We start from the raw sequence: 23,580 nt of genomic DNA on the forward strand, positions 1-23,580 counted from the left end.
GCGATTCGTCATGCCCCGCACGGGATTTACGCCCCCTTCATGAGCAAGCACACTATCCGTATTGTAGGCGGTGATTACCGCCGCACGCCGATCCCGGTCGTCGCCGCGGCGGGCCTGCGCCCGACGCCCGACCGGGTGCGCGAAACCCTGTACAACTGGCTGCAGCACTTCTGGGGGCACGACTTTTCGGACAAGCGCGTGCTGGACCTGTTCGCAGGCTCCGGCGCCCTGGGCTTCGAAGCGGCCTCGCGCGGCGCGGCTCACGTGCAGATGGTCGAATCCAACCCCGAAGCGGCCGCGGCGCTGCGGGCGCTGCGCAACCGGCTTCGCGCCGAGCACGTGCGCATCCATGCGGGGGACGCGCGCACCGTCATAGAACGCCTGGGCGCCGCGCCCTTTGACCTGGTGCTGCTGGACCCGCCCTTCGGGCAGGACTGGCTGGCGTGGCTCTGGCCCCGGCTGCCGGCGCTGATGAACCCCGGCGGGCTGCTCTACGTAGAGTCGGAAGCCGCGGTCGAGGCGCCCGCGCCTTTCGAGCTCTTGCGCCAGGGTCGTGCCGGCCAGGTTTATTTTCATTTATTGGGTTTTTCCGGATTTGCTGCATCGCAAAAAACAGTCAATAATCCGGGAATAAGCAAATAAACAGTTATCGGGGAAGTTCCGTACGTATGGTCCGGGCCGGATGCGCCCGCCGGGCACTAGGCCGGCGAGGCGTGGTTCGAGGCCGAGACGCCCTCGGCCTCGGGTCGCAACGCCGCAAGCTGCCCAAGGCGGGATGCGGCAGCCGGCCCATCCGTACGAAACTGCCCCGGGAATTCTCCCGTTTCCGGTTCCGACTCGAACCGGCCGATCCATATCTGTCTGACTGATCCTCGGAATTCGCATGATCACTGCCGTCTACCCCGGAACCTTCGACCCACTGACGCGCGGCCATGAAGATCTGGTGCGCCGCGCCGCAGGCCTGTTCGACCATGTGGTGGTCGGCGTGGCGCATAGCCATGCCAAGCGCCCCTACTTCACTGTGGAAGAGCGCGTCGAGATCGCCGAAGAAGTGCTGGGCCACTACCCCAACGTCGAAGTCCGCAGCTTCGCCGGCCTGCTCAAGGATTTCGTGCGCGAACAGAACGGCCGCGTGATCGTGCGCGGCCTGCGCGCGGTATCGGATTTCGAATACGAATTCCAGATGGCCGGCATGAACCGCCACCTGCTGCCCGAGGTCGAGACGCTGTTCATGACCCCGTCGGACCAATACCAGTTCATCTCGGGCACTATCGTGCGCGAGATCGCCATACTGGGCGGCGATGTCAGCAAGTTTGTTTTCCCTTCGGTGGAACGCTGGCTGCACAGCAAGGCCAAGCAACTGCGCAACCAGCAGGGCCAGGAAGCCCAGTAAGCTGCCCACGGGCCGGCCGCCGGCACCGGCGGGCCCCGACCTCACTGACAGCCCCGCCGCGCCGGGCGCACAGCCGCGCCTCGCGCCGCGTGGCCGTTCGTACTACACTGGGCGCAGCACCTCCCGGCAGGAAACCCGACAGATCATGGCTTTGCGCATCACCGACGAATGTATCAACTGCGACGTGTGCGAGCCGCAATGCCCCAACCAGGCGATCTCGATGGGGCCGGATATCTATGAAATCGACCCCAGCCGCTGCACGGAGTGCGTCGGCCATTTCGGCGAGCCGCAGTGCCAGGTGGTCTGTCCGGTGGAGTGCATCGAAATAGACCCCGCCCGGCAGGAAGGCGCCGACGTGCTGATGGCCAGATATCGCCAGTTGGCAGGCCTGGAGCCTCAGACCCAGGACGCCGGAGAAGGCTGAAATCCGCACAACCCCGATACCCGCGACGCCCGACAGGCCCGCAAGACGACCGATTTCCCCGTGCCGCCGTTGCTGAAGGCCGCTATCGCCGAGGCGCCGCAAACCATGACCTCGCGAACCATGACGACTCAAGATGCGACGACACAGGCCTCGGCAGGACAAGCCGACGCGGCGCGGCTCCCGCCCGACATGCGGGCGGACAAGCGGCTACAAGATCAGCCCCCCGGCGCGCCTGCGCCGGCCAGGCCTGCCATCTCGGGCCTATGGAGCGCCATCGTCGTCCTGTGTGCGAGCGTCATGGCAGTGCCCCTGATCTGGATCGTCATGCGCTGGGTGACCCATGATTGAATCCGCCGACGGGCGGCGGCAGGCCTAAGCCCGGGGTCAGGCTCCGGCGGCCTTCCAGGCCACTGCCGGCGCCTCGGGATGCACCTTGTACAGGCGCGCGGGCACCCCCAGGAAGTTCGACATCCAGGCGGCCGCCAGGTCGCCCTCGTCGACTGCATCGACCTGCTGATCGCCCACATATGCCTGGCGGCGCACGCTGTCGTCGTCCTCGATCACGTCCAGCGGAATATCCATGCGCAGCATGCCCGGTGCGCGCATCACCAGATAGCCGTAGCGCAGCGTGACCTCGACTTCTTCGAGACGCGGATGCTGCCCGCGCGACAGCCAGCGGCCTTCGGAGTCGGTCACGAACCAGCGCCGGTCATAGACGGCGGCATCCGGTCCGGCGACGCCGGCGCACGATTCCACGGGGAAATACACAGTATCCGCCTGGCTGGCGGCGGGCTTGCTGCTGGGCTTGCTCATTGGCCTAAGAGTCCTTTCAATGCATTGCCTATGCTTTTCACGGGATTGCCGCTCGACGGCGGGGCCGCGGGAGCGGGCAGCTTGTCCTGGGAAGGCAGCAACCCCTTGCCGACCTTGTTGGACAGCATGTCGAGCAGGCCTCCCTGGAGCGCCCGCCGCACCGCGGCGCTGCCTATGTCTTTCCATTGAACCTGGTAATCGAGCGCATCGAAAGGCCCCGACACGCGTATCGGCACGGACACGCCCATGAAGTCCGTCAGGTTGCCCACGGTCTGGGACAAGGTGTGCAGCACATGCACGTCCACCGTGCAGTCCATCTGGCGGTTGACCAGATCTATGGATGCAGGGCTGCCTATCGTGGTCTTGATCGTGGAGCCGGACAGATTGAATTTCTTGACCGTGCCTTCGCCTTGCGCAAACACGACCGCCGCGTCCAGGCTGGCGAAATTGGTGCGGCGACTGGGATCGTACTTGGCCTGCACGTCGGGCACCTGGCCGCTGAACATATTGTGCACCGCGGAGCTGATCTCGTTGAGCGTCTGGTCGATGTTGATGCCGATGATCGCGCCGTTCTGCACATTGGCCTGCACAGTGCCGTCCAGCCCCGCCACCAGGGCCGCGCTGGTAGTGCCCTGGGAATGCAGGTCCAGCGACACATTGCCCTGCCCGGCCATGCGGCCGTCGGTGCCCAGGCCTCGCAGCAGATCGCCCACGGACACCTTGTTCAGCGCCAGGCGAGCCGCCAGCGTATTGTCGGCATTGGCCGACAGGCTGCCCTTGAGGGTGCCCTGGTACAAAGAGGCCGACAGGGGCGCCACCGTGAGCTTGCCGTCCGCCACGCGCAGACCGGCGTCGAGCTGCTTGGCGCGCAGGCCGCGCACGCGCACATCGCCCACCTTGATGGTGCCGGTCACGTCCAAAGGCTGCAGGAACGAAAGATCGATGGGCTGGGCCGGCGCGGCCGCGGCAGCAGCCTTGGCCGCCGGCTGGGCGGCTGCGGCCGCTTGCGCCTTGTCCTTGGCTTTGTCCTGGCCGGAATCCTGGGCCTTGTCCTGCGCCTTGTCTTGCGGCTTGGCGGCGGGCTTGGGCTGCGCGGGCGGGAACAGCTTATTGAAGTCCAGGCTGTCCGCGTTCAGGTCGAACACCACCTTGGGGTCGGCGAGCCGCGTGGCCTGGATCTTGAAATCCAGCTTGCTGCCGCTGAGCACGGCATTGATTTCGCTGCTGAGCTGGTCTTTCACGAGATCGGCATGCAGGCTGCCTATCATGGGGAATTCGAAGCTGCCGCCGGGCAGCGCCGGGGCCTGGATCTTGACGTCGCCCTTCATGGCCGAGAACTCGCCGCGCTGCCTGATGCTGTTCCAGACCGCCGGCGAAGACAGATTGAATTGCACCAGCCGCTGGCCCTGCTTGAGCCCGCCTTCGACCTTGAGCTCTTTGAGCGTCAGGTGCTGGGCATTGCCGCCCAGGCCGCTGATGCCCAGGGCCAGCCCCAGCGTCTTCTGGCCGCTGAGCTTGACGGTGCCGGTAACCGTGTCGCCCTTGGCCGCCTCGGGAGAAATCGACAGGCTGGGCGCGTCGACCGCGACGTCGAAGCTCTGGTCGGGCAGGTTGCCCTTGGCCCGCAAGGCCAGCTTCTCGAGCTTGAGTTCGGACTGGCTGCGATCGGCCTTGAGCTGCGGCACCGACAGGCTGGCATCCAGGTTCTTGATCGGCGTAGCGCCCTGCACGCTGCCCTGGACGGCCAGGGCCAGATTGGCCGCGGTCAGGGTCTCGGTGTAGTCGCTGTAGGCCAGATTGCCGCGCAGGGTGGCGCTCTTGGCTTGCAGGTCACCCAGTGTGCCGGCCACCTGCACATTGATCTTCTGCGCCGAATAAGTACGTTCGAGCGGGTTGAAGCGCACCACGGCCTGGCCGTCGATATCGGCCTGGGCCTTGGGCGAGACGCCGATCAGCTTGCCCTGCAGCGCCACGTCGAACGGCTGGTCGTACGTGACGCGGCCCGTGTTCACCGTGAGTTTCTCGACCCTGGCGCGCGCGCCGGTCATGTAGTCGCGGTAATGGATCTCGCCGTTCTTCAGGTCCAGCCCGGCGATGTCGATCTGGAAATCGGTGCGCGCCGCCTCGTGGTTGCGCAGCAGCGCCGGCAGCTTGGAGGCATGGCTGGCCGGCGTGCTCTGCGGCGGAGCGGGCGGGGGTTCGATGCCCGGCACCGAATTGTCGAGCAAGTCGCGGAAGTTGAATTCGCCGGCGGCATTGCGCACCACCCAGGCCTTGAAGCCGCTGACCGCCACGTGATCGACCACCAGGCGGTTGAACATCAGCGGCCAGATCGCCACCGCGAAGCGGGCGCTGTCCACAGAGGCGAAGACGTCGGTACTTTCCCGGTCGGACAAAGAGACGTCCTGCAAGGACAGGCCTATGCGGGGGAACAGCGACAGCTCGATATCGCCCTTGACGACGAGGCTGCGGTGATAGCGGTTGTAGACGATTTCCTCGAGCTTGCTCTTGTAGGCATTGGGATCAAACGTAAGCAGGAAGATCGCCAGGCCAACCAAGGCAACGATGACCACCACGACCAAGCCGACCAGTACACGTTTGAACCAAAATTTCATTTCCAGCCTCGAGAACCCGGGGGCTCGTTCCCCCAAAATACCGTCCAGTTCATGCAATACGTGGAATGCTAACCCAAGTACCGCCTAAAAATCAGGCGCGGCGGCGGGCCCGCACGCAGCCCCGCCTCATTGCCACCGGTATTTTTCTCCGGTATTTTTATAGCAGCTGGCTATATGCACATGCCAATAAGAGCCTGTTGCCAAGGACAGCGTACCGGTACCATTGATACTCTTCACCGTTCGGCCGCCAGGCCCAGCTCCAGGAATGCGCCCATGAAATTCGAAACGCTAGCCATCCATGCCGGGTACCAGCCCGACCCCACCACCAAGTCGGTCGCCGTGCCCATTTACCAGACGACCTCGTACGCATTCGACAGTACCCAACACGGCGCCGACCTGTTCGACCTGAAGGTTCCGGGCAATATCTATACTCGCATCATGAACCCCACCAACGCCGCGCTCGAAGAACGGGTGGCGGCCCTGGAAGGCGGCGTAGCCGCGCTGGCGGTCGCCTCGGGCATGGCCGCCGTCAATTACGCCATACAGACCATAGCACAGGCTGGCGACAATATCGTATCGGTCAGCAAGCTGTACGGGGGCACCTACAACCTGTTCGCCCACACCTACCCCCGCCAGGGCATCGAAGTCAGGTTCGCGCCGCACAACGATGTGGCGGCCTTGGAGGCCCTCATCGACGAACACACCAAAGCGGTGTTCTGCGAATCCATAGGCAATCCGGCGGGCAATATCGTCGACATCCGCGCCGTCGCGGATGCCGCGCACCGCCATGGCGTGCCGCTCATCGTCGACAATACCGTCGCCTCGCCCGCCCTCTGCCGGCCCTTCGAACACGGCGCCGACATCGTGGTGCATGCGCTCACCAAGTACATGGGTGGCCACGGCACGACCATCGCGGGCGCCGTCGTCGATTCGGGCAAATTCCCCTGGAGCGAGCACAAAGAGCGCTTCCCCATGCTCAACGAGCCGGATCCGTCCTATCACGGTGTGGTGTATACCGAAGCCTTCGGGCCGGCCGCCTTCATCGGCCGCTGCCGCGTGGTGCCGCTGCGCAATACCGGCGCCGCGCTGTCGCCGTTCAATGCGTTTCTTATCTTGCAGGGCATCGAGACGCTGGCCCTGCGCATGGAACGCCATACGCAGAATGCGCAGGCGGTGGCCGAGTTCCTCGCCGGCCACGAGCAGGTTTCATGGGTAAGCTACGCCGGCCTGGCCGACCATCCCGAACACGCGCTGGCGCAGCGCTACATGGGCGGCAAGCCGGCCAGCATCCTGTCCTTCGGCATCAAGGGCGGAGCCGAGGCCGGCGCACGCTTCATCGACGCCTTGCAACTGATCCTGCGCCTGGTCAATATCGGCGACGCGAAGTCGCTTGCCTGCCATCCGGCCTCGACCACGCACCGCCAGCTGAACCCTGAAGAATTGAAGCGCGCCGGGGTCAGCACGGACATGATCCGTCTGTCCATCGGGATCGAGCATATCGACGATCTGCTTGCCGATCTCAGACAGGCGCTGGATGCCGCCCGCGGCTAGGCGGCGTGCGGCCCAAGGGCTGCGATGCCGTGCCGCTGCGGCACGGCCCGCGGGTTTGCCCCAGCGGTTACCGCCTAGGCTCGAGGCGAGCCCGCGGCGCGGTTCAAGGCTGGTGCTACAGGCGGCCGAGCAGGCCCGAAAGCGAACCCAGCAGCGCCGAAGCGTCCAGGCCGCCGGAATTCACATTGCCGTCGGGCGTGGCGTGATCCACCACATGGGGCAGCAACTGGCCGAGCCCGGCCAGCACCGTGCTGCGGTCCTGGCCGGCGCTTTGGGCGATGTTGTCAATGGTGTCGTCGCCCAGCGCGGACTGCAATTGCTCGCCCGAAACCGGCTGGTTGCTGCCGGTGCCGACCCACGATTCGACGACTTCGGCCAAGCCGCCCTGGCGCAATTTCTCGACCAAGGCGGGCAGGCCGCCGGGATAGTTATTGACTTGCGCAACCACGGCCTGCAGCAAGGCTGCCTGGCCGCCCTGCCCACCCTGGCCATTGCCGCCTTCTACGGCAGAAAGTACCGAATCCAGAAGTCCCATGTCCATCTCCCTTGCGTAAAGAGCTTAGAAAGAGCTCAGTTTATGGCCGGCGCGCGCCGCACGCAGCAGCATTTTTGCAAATAATGGTTAATCAGTTCATGTATAGTAAGCCCGATAAAAAAGCCCTCCAGGGACAAGGAGAGTCTCGATGCAGATAGGAATTCCGCGCGAAACCCTGCAGGGGGAGACGCGGGTGGCGGCCACGCCCGAAACGGTCAAGAAATACGTCGCGGCCAAGCACACGGTCATCGTCGAAAGTGGGGCCGGCGCGGCCTCCCACTATGACGACGACGCCTACGCCCAGGCGGGGGCCACCCTGGGTGACGCCGGCCAGGCGCTGGGTGCCGAACTCGTGCTCAAGGTGCGCGCGCCCGATGCAGCCGAACGCGGCCGCATGAAACGCGGCGCGGCGCTGGCGGGCATGCTCGATCCCTACGACCAGGCAGGCCTGGCGGCAATGGCCGAAACTGGCCTGACGGCCTTCGCGCTCGAGGCGGCGCCGCGCATCACGCGCGCGCAAAGCCTGGACGTACTGTCCTCGCAGGCGAACCTGGCCGGCTACAAGGCGGTGCTGCTGGCCGCCAACCAATACGGGCGGCTGTTTCCCATGATGATGACCGCGGCCGGCACGCTCAAGGCAGCGCGCGTCGTGGTGCTGGGCGCCGGCGTGGCCGGCCTGCAGGCCATCGCCACCGCCAAGCGCCTGGGCGCCATCGTCGAGGCCTCGGATGTGCGCCCGGCCGCCAAGGAACAGATCGAATCGCTGGGTGCCAAGTTCATCGACGTGCCCTTCGAAACCGACGAAGAACGCGAGATCGCCCAGGGCACCGGCGGCTACGCGCGGCCCATGCCGGCAGCCTGGATGGCGCGCCAGGCGGCGCTGGTCTCGCAACGCTGCGCGCAGGCCGACATCGTCATCAGCACCGCGCTGATCCCGGGACGCCCGGCTCCGGTGCTGATTTCCGAAGACACCGTGCGCGCCATGAAGCCCGGCTCGGTCATTGTCGACCTCGCGGTCGAGCGCGGCGGCAACTGCCCGCTCTCCGAAAAAGACAAGGTAGTCGAAAAGCACGGCGTCAGCCTGATCGGCTACGGCAACCTGCCGGCGCTGGTTCCCACCGACGCCTCGGCGCTGTACGCCCGCAACCTGCTCGATTTCCTCAAACTCATCACCAACGCCGAAGGGGCGCTGGCCATCCAGCAGGACGACGAGATCGTCAAAGCCTGCATGGTCTGCGCGGACGGCAAGGTACTCCGGAGCGCATGATGGAAGCGGTCAATCCCACCCTGATCAACATCATCATCTTCGTGCTGGCCGTCTATGTCGGCTACCACGTGGTGTGGAACGTCACCCCTGCCCTGCATACGCCGCTCATGGCCGTCACCAACGCCATCTCCGCCATCATCATCGTCGGGGCGATGCTGGCCGCGGCGCTTACCGACGGCGGCCTGGCGCGCTTCATGGGCGTATTCGCGGTGGCGCTGGCGGCGGTGAACGTCTTCGGCGGCTTCCTGGTCACGCGGCGCATGCTGGAAATGTTCAAGAAGAAAGACAAGAAGCCCGCGGGAGGCAAGCCATGATTTCCGCCAATCTGGTCACGCTGCTTTACCTGGTGGCCTCGATCTGCTTCATCCAGGCGCTCAAGGGCCTGTCGCATCCCACCACCTCGCGGCGCGGCAATGCCTTCGGCATGGCGGGCATGGCCATTGCGGTGCTCACCACCGCCGCGCTGATCATCGGCCTGTCGACCAATTCCGGCATCGGGCTGGGCTGGGTGCTGCTGGGCCTGCTCATCGGCGGCAGCGTCGGCACGGTGATGGCGCGCCGCGTCGAAATGACCAAGATGCCCGAACTGGTGGCCTTCATGCACAGCATGATCGGCCTTGCCGCCGTGGCGATCGCCGTGGCGGTGGTGGCCGAGCCGCATGCCTTCAACATCGCCGCGCCCGGCCAGCCGATTCCCACCGGCAACCGGCTGGAACTGTTCATCGGCACCTTCGTGGGCGCCATCACGTTCTCGGGTTCGGTCATCGCCTTCGGCAAGCTGGCCGGCAAGTACAAGTTCCGCCTGTTCCAGGGCGCGCCCGTGGTGTTCCCGGGCCAGCACATGCTTAACCTGGTGCTGGCGGTGCTGATGGTCGCCTGCGGCCTGTGGTTCATGGGCACGCAGCTGTGGCTGCCCTATATCATCATGGTGCTGATCGCCTTCGTGCTGGGGGTGCTGATCATCATCCCGATCGGCGGGGCGGACATGCCGGTGGTGGTGTCCATGCTCAACAGCTATTCGGGCTGGGCGGCGGCGGGCATCGGCTTCTCGCTGGACAACCCGATGCTGATCATCGCCGGCTCGCTGGTGGGCTCCTCGGGCGCGATCCTGTCCTACATCATGTGCAAGGCCATGAACCGGTCCTTCTTCAACGTGATACTGGGCGGCTTCGGCGCCGAGCCGGGCGCGGCCGCCCAGGGCGGCGCCCAGGCGCAGCGCAGCGTCAAGTCCGGCAGCCCGGACGACGCGGCGTTCCTCATGAGCAATGCCGAAACCGTCACCATCGTGCCGGGCTACGGGCTGGCCGTGGCGCGCGCCCAGCACGCGCTTAAAGAACTCGCCGAAAAGCTCGGCGAACAGGGCGTCACGGTGAAATACGCCATCCATCCGGTGGCCGGACGCATGCCGGGTCACATGAACGTGCTGCTGGCCGAGGCGGAAGTGCCCTACGACCAGGTGTTCGAGATGGACGACATCAATAGCGAATTCGGCCAGACCGACGTGGTGCTGGTGCTGGGCGCCAACGACGTGGTCAACCCGGCCGCCAAGAACGACCCCAAGTCGCCGATCGCGGGCATGCCCATCCTCGAGGCCTACAAGGCGCGCACGGTCATCGTCAACAAGCGCTCCATGGCAGCCGGCTATGCGGGCCTGGACAACGAACTGTTCTACATGGACAAGACCATGATGGTCTTCGGCGACGCCAAGAAAGTGCTGGAAGACATGGTCAAGGCGATTGAATAGTTCGGGACGCCTAGTCGCGGACGCGGGCCACGCTACGCCGGCAATACCGGCGCTTGGCGCATGATGGTAGCGTGCCAAGGGATCGAGAATATTCCGGGTAGCACATCCGGACTGTGTGCCCCAAGCTACATACGACAGGCAGGGGTGGGCATGAGAGCCCACCCCTTTTCCTTTCGTTTTGCGGATTCGCCTTGCCGTGTCTTGATATTCCTGGAAAGAATACCTGAAATACCTAATTTCACTATTTTTTATAGACGAATCTGCATACACTGGCCATAACATTCCATAGTCCAAGCCGGAGTCCGCCATGGCCGCCACCTCTCCTTCCGCCACCCGTGCCGCCTCCGCAGCCGCAGGGCAAAGCGTGCCGCTGCTGCGCTGTTTCGTGGACGGCGCCTGGGTCGAAACAGGGCGCCGCTTCGACAATGTCAATCCAGTCGACGGCCGCGTGGTCAGCCGCGTCTGCGAAGCCGACCGGCAGACAGTGGACGCGGCCATCCAGGCGGCGCGCCGCGCCAGCCGCGGCATATGGGCGCGCCAGGGCGCCGTCGAACGCGCCGCGGCCTTGCGCCGGATCGCCGACGGCATCGAAGGCCGATTCGACGACTTCGTCGCCGCCGAAGTGGGCGATACCGGCCGTCCGGTGCACCAGGCCCGCAGCCTGGACGTGGCCCGCGGCATCGCCAATTTCCGCAGCTTCGCCGACCTGATCGCCACCGCCGGCAGCGAGATGTTCGAGGGCACGGCGGCCGACGGCGCCAAGGTGCTGAATTACGTCACCCGCAAGCCGCTGGGCGTGGTGGGCGTGATCTCGCCCTGGAATCTGCCGCTGCTGCTGCTGACCTGGAAGGTCGCACCGGCGCTGGCCATGGGCAATTGCGTAGTCGCGAAGCCATCGGAAGAGACGCCCTCCTCGGCCACGCTGCTGGCCGAGGTCATCGAGGCCGCGGGCCTGCCGCCCGGGGTCTTCAACCTGGTGCACGGCTTCGGCCCCGATTCCGCCGGCCAGTTTCTGTCCACCAGCCCGCATATCGACGCCATCACCTTCACCGGCGAATCACGCACCGGCAGCACCATCATGAAGGCCGCGGCCGAGGGCGTGAAAGAAGTGTCTTTCGAGCTGGGCGGCAAGAACGCCGCCGTGGTCTTCGCCGATGCCGATTTCGATGCCGCCGTGGCCGGGGTGCTGCGCTCCAGCTTCACCAACTCGGGACAGGTGTGCCTGTGTTCGGAACGCGTCTATGTAGAACGGCCCATCTTCGAGCGCTTCGTGGCGGCCTTGGCGGCCGGCTGCGAGAAGCTGCGCCTCGACTACCCGGACGCGCCGGGCGTGGACATGGGCCCTCTGGTGTCGCACACCCATCGCGACAAGGTCCTGTCCTACTACGCGCTGGCGCGCGAAGAAGGCGCCACCGTGGTCTGCGGAGGCGGCGTGCCCAGCTTCGGCGACGAGCGCGACCAGGGCGCCTATGTGCAACCCACCATCTTCACGGGCCTGCCCGACAGCGCGCGCTGCATGCGCGAAGAGATCTTCGGGCCGGTGTGCCACGTGTCGCCCTTCGATTCCGAAGAAGAAGCGGTGGCGCGCGTCAACGACAGCGCCTACGGGCTGGCCGGCTGCGTGTGGACCACCAATCTGTCGCGCGCGCACCGCGTGGCCGCGCAATTCGAGACCGGCATCGTCTGGGTCAACACCTGGTTCACGCGCGACCTGCGCACCCCGTTCGGCGGCGCCAAGCTTTCGGGCCTGGGCCGCGAGGGCGGGCGCTATTCGCTGGACTTCTATTCCGAAATCAGCAATATCTGCATCAAGATCTGAGGCGCGCCCGAGCGCCGCACTGGTGTCATACTTCTTTCTGCGTAAACAGGCCCCGGCATCATGAATCGCCGCCCCGCAATATTCAGGACATACCTATGAGCAACTCGACCCAGGCCCGCGTAGTTCCAGGCAAAGCCACCCCTCGCGGCAAGTTCCCCCACATCAAGCGTGCCGGCGACTTCCTGTACGTATCGGGCACCAGCGCGCGCAGGCCCGACAATTCCATAGCCGGCGCCGAGGTCGACGCCATGGGCACGACCAAGCTGGACATCCGCGCCCAGACCCGCGCGGTAATCGAGAACATACGCGACATCCTCGCCAGCGAAGGCGCCGGGCTCGAGCACCTGGTGGAAGTCTCGGCCTTTCTCGTGAGCATGAACGATTTCGGCGGCTACAACGAGGTCTACGGCGAGTTCTTTTCCGCCGAAGGCCCCACCCGCACCACGGTGGCCGTGCACCAGTTGCCGCATCCGCAACTGCTGATCGAGATCAAGGCAGTGGCCTACCTGCCGCGCTGAAGCCCCCCGCGCGGCCGGCAGGCAAGCAGGCCACGCCCGGCCCGGCAGCGGCAGGCCCGAGCCGCCGCGGCCTTGTAGATTGCGGCAGAGCCACGAGGCAGCGGCAGGATGCGGCTGCAGACACAGGACACAAGCGCAACGCAAAGCATTCGAACCAGGACATTGAAACCAGGACATCACGGAGGACGACCATGCTGGCTTACGGAAAACCGTTCAACTTCCCGCGCTGGATCGACGAACATGCGCACCTGCTCAAGCCGCCGGTCGGCAACCAGCAGGTCTGGAAGGACAGCGACTTCATCGTCACCGTCGTCGGCGGCCCCAACCACCGCACCGACTATCACGACGACCCCTACGAGGAATTCTTCTACCAGATGCGCGGCAACGCCTTCCTGTACCTGTGGCTGGACGGCAAGCGCGAACGCGTCGAGCTGCGTGAAGGCGACATCTTCCTGCTGCCGCCGCACGTGCGCCATTCGCCGCAGCGGCCCGAGGCCGACAGCGCCTGTCTGGTGATCGAGCGCCAGCGGCCAGAGGGCGACATCGACGGCTTCGAATGGTATTGCGAGGGCGAGGATGGTTGCGGCCACCTGGTGCATCGCGTCGAAACCCAGTTGCAGAGCATCGTGACCGACCTGCCGCCGCTGTTCAACGCCTTCTACTCGTCCGAAGAAAAACGCCGCTGCCCGAACTGCGGCAGGCTGCATCCGGGCAAGGCCGCCTGAGCTTTCTTGCGCCGGCATGCGCGGGCGGCCGAGCCGCCCGAATTGCCCGACGCCCGGCCTGCCGCCGCAGGCGACATCCACACCACACGACTTTCGCACCCCATGAAAAAAATCGATATACACGCACATTTCTTTCCCCGCGTCACCCAGGCCGAGGCAGCCGCGCTGGACCCGGCGCAGGCGCCCTGGCTGGTGGTCGACGGCGACGGCGAAACCGGGCAGATCATGAAGGGCGACAAGCCATTTCGGCCTGTGTACCGGGCCTTGTGGGATCCCGCGCTGCGCCTGGAAGAAATGGACCGGCATGGCCTGGACGTGCAAATCGTCTGCGCCACGCCCATCATGTTCGGCTACGCCTGCCCGGCCGAACGCGCAGCACCCTGGGCCGAGCGCATGAACGACCTGGCGCTCGAACACTGCGCGGCCAACCCCAGGCGGCTCAAGCCCCTGGCCCAGGTGCCGCTGCAAGACCTGGACCTGGCCTGCCGCGAAGCCTCGCGGGCCCGCGCCTGCGGCCACGTCGGGGTGCAGATCGGCAATCACCTGGGCCCGCGCGACATGGACGACGAGCACATGGTGCAGTTCCTGACGCATTGCGCCAATCATGACATTCCAGTGCTGGCGCACCCCTGGGACATGATGACCGACGGCCGCATGAAGAAATGGATGCTGCCCTGGCTCGTTTCCATGCCGGCCGAAACGCAACTGGGCATTCTGTCGCTGATCCTGTCGGGCGCGTTCGAGCGCATACCCCGCTCGCTCAAGCTGTGCTTCGCCCACGGCGGCGGCAGCTTCGCCTTCCTGCTGGGCCGCGTGGACAACGCCTGGCAGTGCCGCGACATCGTGCGTCAGGACTGCCCCCAGCCGCCCTCGTCCTATGTAGACCGCTTCTATGTCGACAGCGCAGTGTTCGATCCCAAGGCGCTGCGGCTATTGGTAGAGGTCATGGGTGCGGACCATGTCATGCTCGGCTCGGACTACCCTTTCCCCCTGGGCGAGCAGCAGATCGGGCGCCTCGTGGCTGAGAACCCCTGGCTGGACGATGCCGATCGCGCGCGCATCAATGCCGCAAACGCGCAAGCCTTCTTCGGCCTGTCCGACATATAGCCGCTACATATCCCGGCGCCCGACATGGACCCCTTGCTGCTGAACCGCACCGCCCTGGCCCGCAAGCTGCGCTTCTCGCAGCTGCTGGTCCTGGAACAGGTCATGCAGAGCCGCTCCATCCTGCACGCGGCACAGACCTTGAGCCTGACCCAGCCCGCGGTCAGCAAGGTCATACTCGAGCTCGAGGCCTGGTTCGGAGAACCGCTGCTGGTGCGCAGCAACCGCGGCGTGGCGCCCACGGAATTCGGCGAACTCATAGGCCGCCGCGCCAAGACGCTGCTGGCCGAGCTGCGCACCATGACCGAAGAGCTCAATGCCTACAAGGCCGGCATACTGGGCCATGTGCTGGTCGGCACACTGATCGCGGCTTCGTCCTCGCTGCTGCCGCACGCCATCGCGCTGCTCAAGGCCCGCGCCCCGCGCGTGATCGTCACCCTGCGCGTCGGGCAGATGGACCAGTTGCTGCCCATACTGGCCACCGGAGACCTGGACCTGGTGGTGGGCCGCATCCCCGACGATCCGGCCTGGCGCTCCACGGCTCAGATGGTGGCCCCCGAAGTCCTGTATCGCGACGAGCTGTGCGTGGTGGCCGGCCGCAAGCACCCCATGGCGCGGCGCCGCAGCCTGCGCCTGCCCGACCTGGCGGCATGTCCATGGATACTGCCCACCACCGATTCTTCGCTGCGCAGGACGGCGGACCGCCTGTTCGAAAACGCCGGGCTGTCCACGCCCGAGAACCTGATCGAATCCATGTCGGTGCTGACCAACCTGGCGCTCTTGGCCGATTCCGAGACCTGCGCCTTCATGCCGCGCACCATCGCCGTGCCCTTTGTCGAATCCGGCATGCTGTGCGTGCTGCCGGTCGCCGGGCTGGACGTGTTCGGCGACATCGGCTTCTTCCATCGCCCCGGACACGCCCAGGGCCCCGCCGTCGAGTTGTTCAAGGCCTGCCTGCGCGAGGCAGTAGGCGCGGCCCAGTTGCCGCCCGCCAGCGAGGCGGCGCAGCAGCCCTGATACACGCGCGCAGCTCCGGGCCCCGCCGCTTCAACGCAGATTGCTGCCCGCCGAACGCTCCAGGCCCGCCGCATCGAACAAGGCCGCGAGCGCAACCAGCGACACCAGCACAAAGGCCAGCTTGAAATCCACGGCTGGAACGGCTTGCCAGCCGGCCGCATCGGCCCACAACCGGCCCAGGCGGATCGCAATCGCGCCCAGCGCAATGCCCACGCCCATGGTCAGTTGCGTGATCGTGCTGAACAAGGTGTTGGCAGCGCTCATCGAGGGCTGCTGGATGTCGGCAAAGGCCAGCGTGCTCAAGGTCGTGAACTGCATGGACCGCGTGAGCCCGCCGAAGAACAGCACCGCGACCGTCACCGCCACCGGCGTACCGGCGGACAACAGGGCGCAAGCCAGCAGCGACACCACGATCAACACGCCATTGCACAACAGCGTCGGCCTGAAGCCGAAACGCCGCAGTATCGGCGTGGTCACGGTCTTCATCAGCAAATTGCCGGCGAACACCGCCAGCACCAGCAGCCCCGAGCGGAACGCATCCATGCCGAAGCCCACCTGGAACATCAGCGGCAACAGGAACGGCACCGCGCTGATCGCCGCGCGAAACAGCGATCCGCCGCGTACCGCTACCGCGAAGGTCGGCACCCGCAGCACGGCCAGATCCAGCATGGGCGCCGCGGCACGGCGCAGATGCCGCAGCGCCAGCAGCAAAAGCACGGCGCCTGACGCCAGCAGCACCGCCACCGCCTGCCATCCCGAATCCGCGCGCGAGACCAGCTCTACGCCGTACATGAGCGCCAGCACCGCCAGCCCGGTCAGCAGGAAGCCGCGGCCGTCGAAGGGGCGCGCCCCGCCGCTGCGCGTATCGGGCACGATGCTCAGCGCCACCGCCAGCGCCAGCAGGCCCAGGGGCAGGTTCATGTAGAAGATCCAGCGCCAGGACGCGTAGGTCGTGATGAAGCCGCCCACGGGCGGCCCGAGCACGGGCGCGATCAGGCCAGGCCAGGTGAGCGTGGTCAGGATGCTGATGAGCCTGTCCTTGGGCGTGGCGCGCAGCACCACCAAGCGGCCCACAGGCACCATCATGGCGCCGCCCATGCCCTGTAGCACCCGTGTCACCACGAACACTCCCAGGCCCTGCGACAAACCGCAAAGCACCGAAGCCAAGGTGAACACCCCGATCGCCGACGCCAGCACCGTGCGCGCGCCGAGGCGGTCGGCCACCCAGCCGCTGATGGGAATGAACACTCCCAGCGCCAGCAGATACGCGCTGATGCCGATATTGAGATCCACCGGCGCCACGCCGAAAGACGCCGCCATGGACGGCAGCGCCGTGGCTATCACCGTCCCGTCCAGGTTTTCCATGAAGAAAATCCCCGAGACCAGGAACATGAGCGCGCGCATCGGCGCTTGCGCAGAGGATTGCGTCGGCGAGTTCAGGGCGGCACCCCGGGATCATTGAAGGGGACGAATATAACAAACCCGCCGCCCGCCCGCGCGGGCCGCCGCGGCATGGATAGCTGCCGCCCCGCATGCCGGGCGATGCCCGTTGCCCGTTGGCGTTGCCCGTGGCCCGGAAGCAAAAGAAGATAGGAACGGGAGCCGGGTATCAGTTAAGATTGCGGCAATTGTCACCCCTAGGTGGAGCGCCGCGTGCAGATCGACTTTCTGGGCATGCAGGCCTTCCTGGCCATCGCCGAACAGGGCGGCTTCCAGCAGGCGGCCGCCTACCTGAATCTGTCACAGACCGCCGTCAGCCACCGCATCCGCAAGCTGGAGGACAGCCTGGGCGTCACGCTGCTGGCGCGCACCACCCGGGATGTGACGCTGACCGACGCCGGCCGCGCCCTACTGCCGCGCGTACGCGCGGCCATGCGCGAATTCGAGCTGTCCTACGATACGCTGCGGCAGCACAGCCGCAACGCGCCGCGTTGGCTGGCCTTCGCCTGCCTGCCGACGCTGGCCTCGCATCGCATTGCGCCGGCGCTGCGGCGCTTCGGCCGCATCTATCCCGAAATCGCACTGAGGGTATTCGACAACTCCATCCAGGAAATCGCCGAGCTGGTGCAGGCCGGCACCACGGATTTCGGCATTTCCGTGGCGGCCTCGAATCGCCAGGGCCTGGCCGTCGAACAATTCGCACAAGAGCCCTTCGTACTGGTGTGCCCCGCCGTCCACCGCCTGGCGCGGCTGCGCAGCGTAAGCTGGGACCAGTTGAGCGACGAGGCGCTGGTGCGCATCAGCCTGCCCGCGGGCAACAGTTCCACCATAGATGACGCGCTGGGCGAGCGCCGCCTGCGCCTGCGCTGGGCCTATGAAGCCCAGCACACGGCGCTGGCGCTGAATTTCGTGCGCGAAGGCCTGGGGCTGACGGTGGTGCCCTGCCTTTCCGTCGCCGCGACCGAAGGCCTGGCGATCAGGCCCCTGATGCAACCGGCGGTCGCGCGCAAGCTGGCGGTAGTCACACGCCGCGGCGCGGCGCTTTCGGAGCCGGCGCAAATCCTGCGCGAGCTGGTGGTCGAGGAATTGTGCACGGGGCTGCCCGGCGACGCGCCAGCGTCGCCACGCAAGCAGTAAACAAGCCGTCGACCCCCGTACACCGCTCGCCGGGCAGGCCGCGAAGGCGAAGGCCAGGCTGCAAATACGCCCGCAAGCCATCTAGGCGACATCCAGGCGAACCGGCCGCGCTTGGGCGTGCCCCTGGGACGCCGGAATCAGGCGCCCGATGCTTCGGCCGCCCAGACAGACGCGGGGACACGCACGCTGCCATCCATGATCAGCCTCGCGGTGCGCAGCAGCGCGGCCCGGGCGTCCTGCGCCAGCGTATCGGCGCTGTCCCGGGTCAATTCCACGCTGAACTCGCCGGTGGGATGCTCGATGGCGAGGCGCTGCTTCAGGCCGGAAGGCACGACGGCAATGCCCTGCGCCACCGAGCCCGGCAATACCAGCGCGCTGGCCACGCTGACGGCGCCCAGCACCCCGATCGAGGCGTGCACACGATGCGGAATCCAGCTACGCGTACATACTGCCCCGCTATTGCCGGGCGGCGCGATCAGGCACATCTTGGGCACCGTGCGCCGGCTGACATCGCCCAGGTTCATGAGCGGGCCGACTTTCAGGCGTATGGCCTCGATGCGCGCCGCCAGGGCATGATCCGCCTCGAGCTGCTCGCGGCTTTCATATCCCGAGATGCCGAAGTCCGCCGCCCGCATCAGGACCAGCGGCATGCCATTGTCGATACATGTAAGTTCCACGCCATCGATTTCGTTCAGCACCTTTCCGGTGGGCAGCAGCGCGCCACAGGTGGACCCCGCAGTATCGCGGAACTCGATCGGCACCGCCGCAGCAGTGCCGGGCACGCCATCGATGCGCGCATCGCCGTCGTAGCAAACCTCGCCTCCCGGCGTGTTGACCTCGGCGATGGCGATCTGCCCGGTATTCACCATGTGGATGGCCACGCGGGTACGTTCGCCGCCCGCGGGCACCAGCCCGCGTTCGATGGCGAACGGGCCCACCCCGGCGAGGATGTTGCCGCAATTTTGCCCGTAGTCGACCCGGGCCTCGTCCACCACGACCTGGGCGAACAAGTAATCGACATCGGCGTCGGCGCGCTCGGACGGGCCGACGATGGCCACCTTGCTGGTGAGCGGGTCGGCGCCCCCCAGGCCGTCGATCTGGCGGGGATCGGGCGAGCCCATCACGCGCAGCAGGATCCGGTCGCGCAAGGCGGGATCGTTTGGCAAATCGTCGCGCAGGAAATAGGCCCCCTTGGAGGTGCCTCCGCGCATCAAGACGCAAGGTATGTTCGCCATGCTGGTGACTCCGAGGCTATGTTGCACGCATCATAGCGCGCGGCGCGGCGATGCATGGCGCGAATAAATCACGCCAAACAATTCATTTGTCTCCGGGCCCGGCCCTACCTAGACTGTGGCGTATACGCAATCACCCAGCGCCGCGCCTTTTTGCCTGCAGGCAGCCAGCCGCCGTGCCATGTACAACCAGGAGACCGATATGATCACAACCCTGTTGCGGGCGCTGCCGCCGGCGGGCCGGGGCAAAGCCCATGGCCGGCTTGCGGCCGCCGTGCTTGCGCTTGCACTTGCCCAGGCCGCGGTGCTTGCCACGGCGCCCGCGCACGCCGCCGGCTACCCCGACCAGCCCATACATTTCATCGTCCCCTTCGGCCCCGGCGGCCTGGCGGACATTTCCACACGCCTGGTGGCGCAGAAGCTGGGCGAACGATTCGGCGACAGGACCGTCGTCGAGAACCGCCCCGGCGCGGGCGGGGTGCTGGCCGCGACGGCCGCGCTCCATGCCGCCCACGACGGCTATACCGTGATCGTGTTTTCGAACGGCACGGCGATCAGCACTTCGCTGTTCAAGCTGCCCTACGATCCGGCCAAGGACTTCGCGCCCGTTTCCACCATGGCCTATTTCGACCTGATCCTGCTGACCAAGGCCCAGGGCCCCCTGCACTCGCTGGCCGATGTGCTGGCGCAATCCAAGAAGCGCCAACTGGTGCTGGGCACCATCAACCCCGGCAGCACGCAGAACCTGTCGGCGCAATTGTTCAAGTCGACCACCAAGCTCAACGCCACCATCGTGCCTTTCAAGACCACGACAGATGTCGTATCGGCCCTGATCCGGGGCGACGTCGACGTGGCCTTCGAGTCCTACGCGGCGGTCAAGGGCTTCATCGACGCGGGCAAGATCATGCCCATCGCCGCCACCGGCACGAAGCGTTCGCCGTGGCTGCCCAAGGTGCCCACGGTGCACGAAAGCGGCATTCCCTACGAGGTCACGGGATGGAACGCGATATTCGCCCCGGCCGGCACGCCGCCCGAAGCCATCAGGGTCCTGAACCACCAATTGAACGAAGTGCTGCGCATGCCCGAAGTCCAGCAGCGCTTCCGCAACCTGGGCACCGAAGCCGCCGGCAGCACGCCGGCGCAGATTGGTGCCAGGCTGCACAGCGACACCGAGAAATGGGCCCGCGTCATCAAGCAGGCCGGAATCCAGCGGCAGTAGGGCTGTCGGCACGGCCCCCGGGGTTCGGGCGGATGCCCGGCCCGCCCCCAAAGCCCGCCGGCGCCGCGCAGACGCCAGGCAACGCCCCAAGCCGAGCCGCTCGGGCACGGAATCGAAAACCACAATTTTGAACCAGAGGTTTGCATGACCACGACCACCAACCCACAGCCCGGACTGCTCGTGGACGCCCATGTGCATGTCTTCAAACAGGACATGCCGCTGATACCCAACCCGCGCCACAGCCCGGCCTACAGCTTCACCGTGGAGCAACTGATCGAAGTCATGGACCGGCACGGCGTACTGTACGCAGTCATCGCCGCAGCCAGTCCCTGGGGCGACTACAACGACTACGTCATCGACTCGGTACGCACCAACCCTCGACTACGCGGCACCATCATCGCCGAGCCCTCCATCGAGCGCGTGGTGCTCGACCAGATGGATCGCGACGGCATCATCGGCGTACGCCTGCCCTTCATCAGCATGCCGCAGCTACCCGACCTGGACAGCTGGGACTACCGCAAATTCCTGCGCCGCCTGGCGGACCTGGACTGGCACGTGCACGTGCATATAGACGGTCCGCGCCTGCCGCTGGTCCTGCCCTACCTCGAGCGCTCCGGCGTCAAGATCGTCATCGACCACATCGGCAGGCCCGACCCCGTGGAAGGCGTGGACGGCGAAGGCTTCAAGGCCATGGTGCGCTCGGTGGAAAAGGGCCGCACCTGGGTCAAACTTTCGGGCGCCTACCGCCTGGGCGCCAACGCCACGGAATGCGCCCGCGAGCTCTGCCGCCAGGTAGGCTACGACAAGATGGTTTGGGCCAGCGACTGCCCCTTCGTGGGAGGCGAGAAAGACACCGACTACCGCCGCGCCATCGATTGGCTCGAGCAAGTGATTCCCGACGAAGGCAGGCGCCGCCAAGTATACGGGGCGAACGCGCTGGAGCTGTATTTCTCGCAGTGAGCTCCCCCCAGGTGCCCGCCGCCGGCCTTGCGATACACTCTAAGGCCATGACAATGCGACGGGATTCCTGTGGACCCGCTGATCTACGCCGCGGCGCGGGCACTGGCCGCGGGTGACATTCTCGGCGCGCTCAAGCGCGTCGCACTGCGCGACGACCCGCCGGCGCTGGCGCTGCGCGGCATTGCCATGGCGCAGCTCGGCGAATTCGACCGGGCAAAGGCGCTGCTCAAGAGCGCCATGCGCGGCTTCGGCCCCAAGCAAGCGGTGGCTCGGGCGCGCTGCGCCGTCGCGGTCGCAGAGATCGCGCTCGTCTCGCGCGATCTGGGATGGCCGGAAGCAACACTGCATGCGGCATGGTCGACGCTCGCGGCGCATGGCGATGCGGCGAATGCCGCCCATGCACGCAATCTCGCCGCCCGCCGCCTGCTTTTGCTGGGCAGGCTGGACGAAGCCGAGCGCCTGCTGCATGGATTCGACCCCTCGCCGCTACCGCATGCCTCGCGGGCAGCCTATGATTTGACGCTAGGCGGGATCGCCATACGCCGCATCAAGACGGGCGAAGCGCGCGCGGCCTTCGTCCGTGCCGCCGAGTCCGCGCGGCAGGCGAATATTCCCGTGCTGCTTGCCGAAGTCGAGAACGCGGCCCGCGTCCTGGACTCACCCGCGGCACGCGTCATCGCGCGCGGCAAGGAAAGCCCTGTCCTGCTCGAAGAAGTCGAAACCCTGCTGGATACGGACGCGCTGGTCATCGACGCATGCCGCAACGCCGTGCGCGATCGCCACGCCATCATCCCGCTCGCCACCCGCCCCGTCCTGTTTACCCTGGCCCGCATCCTCGCCGAGGCCTGGCCCGGCGAAGCGCCGCGGGACGAGATCCTCATGCGCGCCTTTCGCGCGAAACATCCCGACGAATCGCACCGCGCCCGGCTGCGCGTCGAGATCAGCCGCCTGCGCGCGGCACTCCATGACCTCGCGGGAGTAAACGCCACCAGGCACGGCTTTGTATTGGCGCCGCAGCAGGCGGCGGAAGTCGTCGTACTCGCGCCCGTCGTCGACGTGCGCAACGCCGCCGTGCTGGCCCTGCTTGCCGACGGCGAAGCCTGGTCCAGTTCGGCCCTCGCCATCGCGCTGGGCGCGAGCCCCCGCACCGTACAGCGAGCGCTCGAGCAACTGGCTGAAGCCGGCAAGGCACAATCCTTCGGCCGCGGCCGGGCGCAGCGCTGGACGGTCCCGTCGGTGCCTGGATTCCCGACAGTCTTGTTACTCCCCAATGTCGCATCAGATGGCTAGACTGTGTTCATCGAGCGCCGAAACCGAAGCCGTTCTGGAACCGGCGCATGAAACACCTACGAAACTAGCCATCCAGGAGCCCAGCCATGAAACAATCCCAAGCCGAAATCATCCGCGAATACGGTCCTTTTCCCGGAGGCGGACCCGTCCACGGCGTCACCTATGACGGCCGGCAAGTATGGTTCGCCTCGGAAGGCAAGATCAATGCCCTCGATCCCGAAACGGGCGAACTCATGCACGCGATCGACGTGGCCGGCAGCGCAGGCACCGCCTTCGACGGCAGGCATCTGTTCCAGATCGCGGGCGACCGCATCCACAAGATCGACCCGCAAACCGGCCGTGTGCTCGCCTCCATCCCGACGCCGGGCCAGGGCGGCAATTCCGGCCTGGCCTGGGCCGAAGGCACGCTGTGGGTCGGCCAGCATAGCGGCCGCAAGATCCACCAGATCGATCCCGAGACGGGCGCAATCCTGCGCACCATCGAATCGCAGCGCATGGTCACCGGCGTCACCTGGGTCGACGGCGAACTCTGGCACGGTACGTGGGAAGACAATGCAAGCGATCTGAGGCGCATCGATCCGGCAACGGGCGACGTCCTGCAAACTATCGGAATGCCGGCGGGCATAGGGGTGTCCGGCCTGGAAGCCGGCGGCGCCGACCGCTACTTCTGCGGCGGTGGGGCCAGCGGCAAAGTGCGCGCCGTCCGCAGGGCGAAATGAACCGCGGGGCTGACACGTAGCGCGGATCGGGGACGAGGCTTAAGACTGCCCTGGGCGC

The 23,580-nt window shown here is 66.3% G+C and carries 23 protein-coding genes; 18 read left to right on the forward strand and 5 right to left on the reverse strand.

Features of this window, described 5'->3' with window-relative positions; all coding sequences use genetic code 11:
- Positions 1-39: 39 nt before the first annotated feature.
- From KVP10_RS14680 to KVP10_RS14695, 4 genes are all read left to right on the forward strand, one after another.
- Positions 40-642 carry an RsmD family RNA methyltransferase gene (locus KVP10_RS14680; protein ID WP_217965364.1) on the forward strand — a complete coding sequence of 201 codons (603 nt, stop codon included), beginning with the start codon at positions 40-42 and terminating at the stop codon, positions 640-642.
- A 241-nt stretch (positions 643-883) separates the two neighbouring features.
- On the forward strand, positions 884-1,393 hold the full coding sequence (gene coaD, locus KVP10_RS14685; protein ID WP_217965365.1) for a pantetheine-phosphate adenylyltransferase: 510 nt from the start codon (positions 884-886) through the stop codon (positions 1,391-1,393).
- A gap of 145 nt (positions 1,394-1,538) precedes the next feature.
- Positions 1,539-1,817: a YfhL family 4Fe-4S dicluster ferredoxin gene (locus KVP10_RS14690; protein WP_217965366.1), complete on the forward strand. Its 279-nt coding sequence runs from the start codon at positions 1,539-1,541 to the stop codon at positions 1,815-1,817.
- 105 nt (positions 1,818-1,922) lie between these two features.
- Positions 1,923-2,165 (forward strand): hypothetical protein, encoded by a 243-nt coding sequence (locus KVP10_RS14695; protein WP_217965367.1) that lies wholly within the window; start codon positions 1,923-1,925, stop codon positions 2,163-2,165.
- 36 nt (positions 2,166-2,201) lie between these two features.
- Here KVP10_RS14695 and KVP10_RS14700 read toward each other — a convergent pair whose 3' ends face one another.
- Together KVP10_RS14700 and KVP10_RS14705 are read right to left on the reverse strand one after the other, a co-directional pair.
- Complete coding sequence (locus tag KVP10_RS14700; RefSeq protein WP_217965368.1) at positions 2,202-2,630, reverse strand: MOSC N-terminal beta barrel domain-containing protein; 429 nt, start codon at positions 2,628-2,630, stop codon at positions 2,202-2,204.
- Positions 2,627-5,245, reverse strand: coding sequence for an AsmA family protein (locus KVP10_RS14705; protein ID WP_217965369.1), 2,619 nt, complete (start codon positions 5,243-5,245; stop codon positions 2,627-2,629). Before KVP10_RS14705 ends, KVP10_RS14700 begins: the two co-directional genes overlap by 4 nt.
- A 273-nt stretch (positions 5,246-5,518) precedes the next feature.
- Here KVP10_RS14705 and KVP10_RS14710 point away from each other — a divergent pair, with 273 nt between their 5' ends.
- Complete coding sequence (locus KVP10_RS14710; protein WP_217965370.1) at positions 5,519-6,796, forward strand: bifunctional O-acetylhomoserine aminocarboxypropyltransferase/cysteine synthase; 1,278 nt, start codon at positions 5,519-5,521, stop codon at positions 6,794-6,796.
- A gap of 115 nt (positions 6,797-6,911) precedes the next feature.
- Here the strand turns inward: KVP10_RS14710 and KVP10_RS14715 are convergent, their stop codons facing one another.
- Positions 6,912-7,331: a YidB family protein gene (locus tag KVP10_RS14715; protein ID WP_217965371.1), complete on the reverse strand. Its 420-nt coding sequence runs from the start codon at positions 7,329-7,331 to the stop codon at positions 6,912-6,914.
- Positions 7,332-7,479: 148 nt separating this feature from the next.
- Between KVP10_RS14715 and KVP10_RS14720 the strand changes: the two genes are divergently transcribed.
- The 8 genes from KVP10_RS14720 (at position 7,480) to KVP10_RS14755 (ending at position 15,525) form a co-directional block, all read left to right on the forward strand.
- A complete protein-coding gene (locus KVP10_RS14720) occupies positions 7,480-8,598 on the forward strand; it encodes a Re/Si-specific NAD(P)(+) transhydrogenase subunit alpha (protein ID WP_217965372.1) in 1,119 nt (372 codons plus the stop codon).
- Positions 8,598-8,912, forward strand: a complete 315-nt coding sequence (locus tag KVP10_RS14725; protein WP_217965470.1) for an NAD(P) transhydrogenase subunit alpha part 2 — start codon at positions 8,598-8,600, stop codon at positions 8,910-8,912. Before KVP10_RS14720 ends, KVP10_RS14725 begins: the two co-directional genes overlap by 1 nt.
- Entirely contained in the window at positions 8,909-10,342 is a 1,434-nt protein-coding gene (locus KVP10_RS14730) for an NAD(P)(+) transhydrogenase (Re/Si-specific) subunit beta (RefSeq protein ID WP_217965373.1), read from the forward strand. The genes KVP10_RS14725 and KVP10_RS14730 overlap by 4 nt, the downstream gene beginning before the upstream one ends.
- A gap of 307 nt (positions 10,343-10,649) precedes the next feature.
- Complete coding sequence (locus tag KVP10_RS14735; protein ID WP_217965374.1) at positions 10,650-12,161, forward strand: 2-hydroxymuconic semialdehyde dehydrogenase; 1,512 nt, start codon at positions 10,650-10,652, stop codon at positions 12,159-12,161.
- Between the two features lie 95 nt (positions 12,162-12,256).
- Positions 12,257-12,679: a RidA family protein gene (locus KVP10_RS14740; RefSeq protein WP_217965375.1), complete on the forward strand. Its 423-nt coding sequence runs from the start codon at positions 12,257-12,259 to the stop codon at positions 12,677-12,679.
- A gap of 191 nt (positions 12,680-12,870) precedes the next feature.
- A complete protein-coding gene (locus KVP10_RS14745; RefSeq protein WP_217965376.1) occupies positions 12,871-13,404 on the forward strand; it encodes a 3-hydroxyanthranilate 3,4-dioxygenase in 534 nt (177 codons plus the stop codon).
- Between the two features lie 102 nt (positions 13,405-13,506).
- Positions 13,507-14,511, forward strand: coding sequence for an amidohydrolase family protein (locus tag KVP10_RS14750; protein ID WP_217965377.1), 1,005 nt, complete (start codon positions 13,507-13,509; stop codon positions 14,509-14,511).
- A gap of 24 nt (positions 14,512-14,535) precedes the next feature.
- Positions 14,536-15,525 (forward strand): LysR substrate-binding domain-containing protein, encoded by a 990-nt coding sequence (locus KVP10_RS14755; protein WP_246600699.1) that lies wholly within the window; start codon positions 14,536-14,538, stop codon positions 15,523-15,525.
- 30 nt (positions 15,526-15,555) lie between these two features.
- On the opposite strand, the gene KVP10_RS14760 is transcribed toward KVP10_RS14755, so the two are convergent.
- Entirely contained in the window at positions 15,556-16,929 is a 1,374-nt protein-coding gene (locus KVP10_RS14760) for an MFS transporter (protein ID WP_217965378.1), read from the reverse strand.
- A 249-nt stretch (positions 16,930-17,178) separates the two neighbouring features.
- Here KVP10_RS14760 and KVP10_RS14765 point away from each other — a divergent pair, with 249 nt between their 5' ends.
- Positions 17,179-18,102, forward strand: coding sequence for a LysR family transcriptional regulator (locus tag KVP10_RS14765; protein ID WP_217965379.1), 924 nt, complete (start codon positions 17,179-17,181; stop codon positions 18,100-18,102).
- A 137-nt stretch (positions 18,103-18,239) separates the two neighbouring features.
- Here KVP10_RS14765 and KVP10_RS14770 read toward each other — a convergent pair whose 3' ends face one another.
- Entirely contained in the window at positions 18,240-19,337 is a 1,098-nt protein-coding gene (locus KVP10_RS14770; protein WP_217965380.1) for a 4-oxalomesaconate tautomerase, read from the reverse strand.
- 199 nt (positions 19,338-19,536) lie between these two features.
- On the opposite strand from KVP10_RS14770, the gene KVP10_RS14775 reads away from it, so the two are divergent.
- The 4 genes from KVP10_RS14775 to KVP10_RS14790 all read left to right on the forward strand — a co-directional run bounded on the left by KVP10_RS14775 (position 19,537) and on the right by KVP10_RS14790 (position 23,522).
- Positions 19,537-20,553 carry a Bug family tripartite tricarboxylate transporter substrate binding protein gene (locus KVP10_RS14775; RefSeq protein ID WP_217965381.1) on the forward strand — a complete coding sequence of 339 codons (1,017 nt, stop codon included), beginning with the start codon at positions 19,537-19,539 and terminating at the stop codon, positions 20,551-20,553.
- 144 nt (positions 20,554-20,697) lie between these two features.
- Entirely contained in the window at positions 20,698-21,513 is an 816-nt protein-coding gene (locus tag KVP10_RS14780; protein WP_217965382.1) for an amidohydrolase family protein, read from the forward strand.
- 69 nt (positions 21,514-21,582) lie between these two features.
- Entirely contained in the window at positions 21,583-22,803 is a 1,221-nt protein-coding gene (locus KVP10_RS14785) for a helix-turn-helix domain-containing protein (RefSeq protein WP_217965383.1), read from the forward strand.
- A gap of 86 nt (positions 22,804-22,889) precedes the next feature.
- Positions 22,890-23,522, forward strand: coding sequence for a Vgb family protein (locus KVP10_RS14790; protein WP_217965384.1), 633 nt, complete (start codon positions 22,890-22,892; stop codon positions 23,520-23,522).
- The last annotated feature ends 58 nt before the right edge of the window (positions 23,523-23,580 follow it).

Origin of the sequence: Candidimonas humi, from assembly GCF_019166065.1 — a bacterium.
Lineage (GTDB): Bacteria > Pseudomonadota > Gammaproteobacteria > Burkholderiales > Burkholderiaceae_B > Candidimonas > Candidimonas humi.

What these genes read in the sequence shown, in the direction of transcription:
- KVP10_RS14780 (WP_217965382.1), top strand. Translation starts at nt 20,698, where the DNA reads ATGACCACGACCACCAACCCACAGCCCGGACTGCTCGTGGACGCCCAT.
- KVP10_RS14695 (WP_217965367.1), top strand. Translation starts at nt 1,923, where the DNA reads ATGACCTCGCGAACCATGACGACTCAAGATGCGACGACACAGGCCTCG.
- KVP10_RS14745 (WP_217965376.1), top strand. Translation starts at nt 12,871, where the DNA reads ATGCTGGCTTACGGAAAACCGTTCAACTTCCCGCGCTGGATCGACGAA.
- KVP10_RS14710 (WP_217965370.1), top strand. Translation starts at nt 5,519, where the DNA reads ATGAAATTCGAAACGCTAGCCATCCATGCCGGGTACCAGCCCGACCCC.
- KVP10_RS14755 (WP_246600699.1), top strand. Translation starts at nt 14,536, where the DNA reads ATGGACCCCTTGCTGCTGAACCGCACCGCCCTGGCCCGCAAGCTGCGC.
- KVP10_RS14770 (WP_217965380.1), bottom strand. Translation starts at nt 19,337, where the DNA reads ATGGCGAACATACCTTGCGTCTTGATGCGCGGAGGCACCTCCAAGGGG.
- KVP10_RS14725 (WP_217965470.1), top strand. Translation starts at nt 8,598, where the DNA reads ATGGAAGCGGTCAATCCCACCCTGATCAACATCATCATCTTCGTGCTG.
- KVP10_RS14775 (WP_217965381.1), top strand. Translation starts at nt 19,537, where the DNA reads ATGATCACAACCCTGTTGCGGGCGCTGCCGCCGGCGGGCCGGGGCAAA.
- KVP10_RS14790 (WP_217965384.1), top strand. Translation starts at nt 22,890, where the DNA reads ATGAAACAATCCCAAGCCGAAATCATCCGCGAATACGGTCCTTTTCCC.
- KVP10_RS14715 (WP_217965371.1), bottom strand. Translation starts at nt 7,331, where the DNA reads ATGGGACTTCTGGATTCGGTACTTTCTGCCGTAGAAGGCGGCAATGGC.
- KVP10_RS14760 (WP_217965378.1), bottom strand. Translation starts at nt 16,929, where the DNA reads ATGCGCGCGCTCATGTTCCTGGTCTCGGGGATTTTCTTCATGGAAAAC.
- KVP10_RS14735 (WP_217965374.1), top strand. Translation starts at nt 10,650, where the DNA reads ATGGCCGCCACCTCTCCTTCCGCCACCCGTGCCGCCTCCGCAGCCGCA.
- coaD (WP_217965365.1), top strand. Translation starts at nt 884, where the DNA reads ATGATCACTGCCGTCTACCCCGGAACCTTCGACCCACTGACGCGCGGC.
- KVP10_RS14700 (WP_217965368.1), bottom strand. Translation starts at nt 2,630, where the DNA reads ATGAGCAAGCCCAGCAGCAAGCCCGCCGCCAGCCAGGCGGATACTGTG.
- KVP10_RS14705 (WP_217965369.1), bottom strand. Translation starts at nt 5,245, where the DNA reads ATGAAATTTTGGTTCAAACGTGTACTGGTCGGCTTGGTCGTGGTGGTC.
- KVP10_RS14690 (WP_217965366.1), top strand. Translation starts at nt 1,539, where the DNA reads ATGGCTTTGCGCATCACCGACGAATGTATCAACTGCGACGTGTGCGAG.
- KVP10_RS14740 (WP_217965375.1), top strand. Translation starts at nt 12,257, where the DNA reads ATGAGCAACTCGACCCAGGCCCGCGTAGTTCCAGGCAAAGCCACCCCT.
- KVP10_RS14750 (WP_217965377.1), top strand. Translation starts at nt 13,507, where the DNA reads ATGAAAAAAATCGATATACACGCACATTTCTTTCCCCGCGTCACCCAG.
- KVP10_RS14730 (WP_217965373.1), top strand. Translation starts at nt 8,909, where the DNA reads ATGATTTCCGCCAATCTGGTCACGCTGCTTTACCTGGTGGCCTCGATC.
- KVP10_RS14720 (WP_217965372.1), top strand. Translation starts at nt 7,480, where the DNA reads ATGCAGATAGGAATTCCGCGCGAAACCCTGCAGGGGGAGACGCGGGTG.
- KVP10_RS14680 (WP_217965364.1), top strand. Translation starts at nt 40, where the DNA reads ATGAGCAAGCACACTATCCGTATTGTAGGCGGTGATTACCGCCGCACG.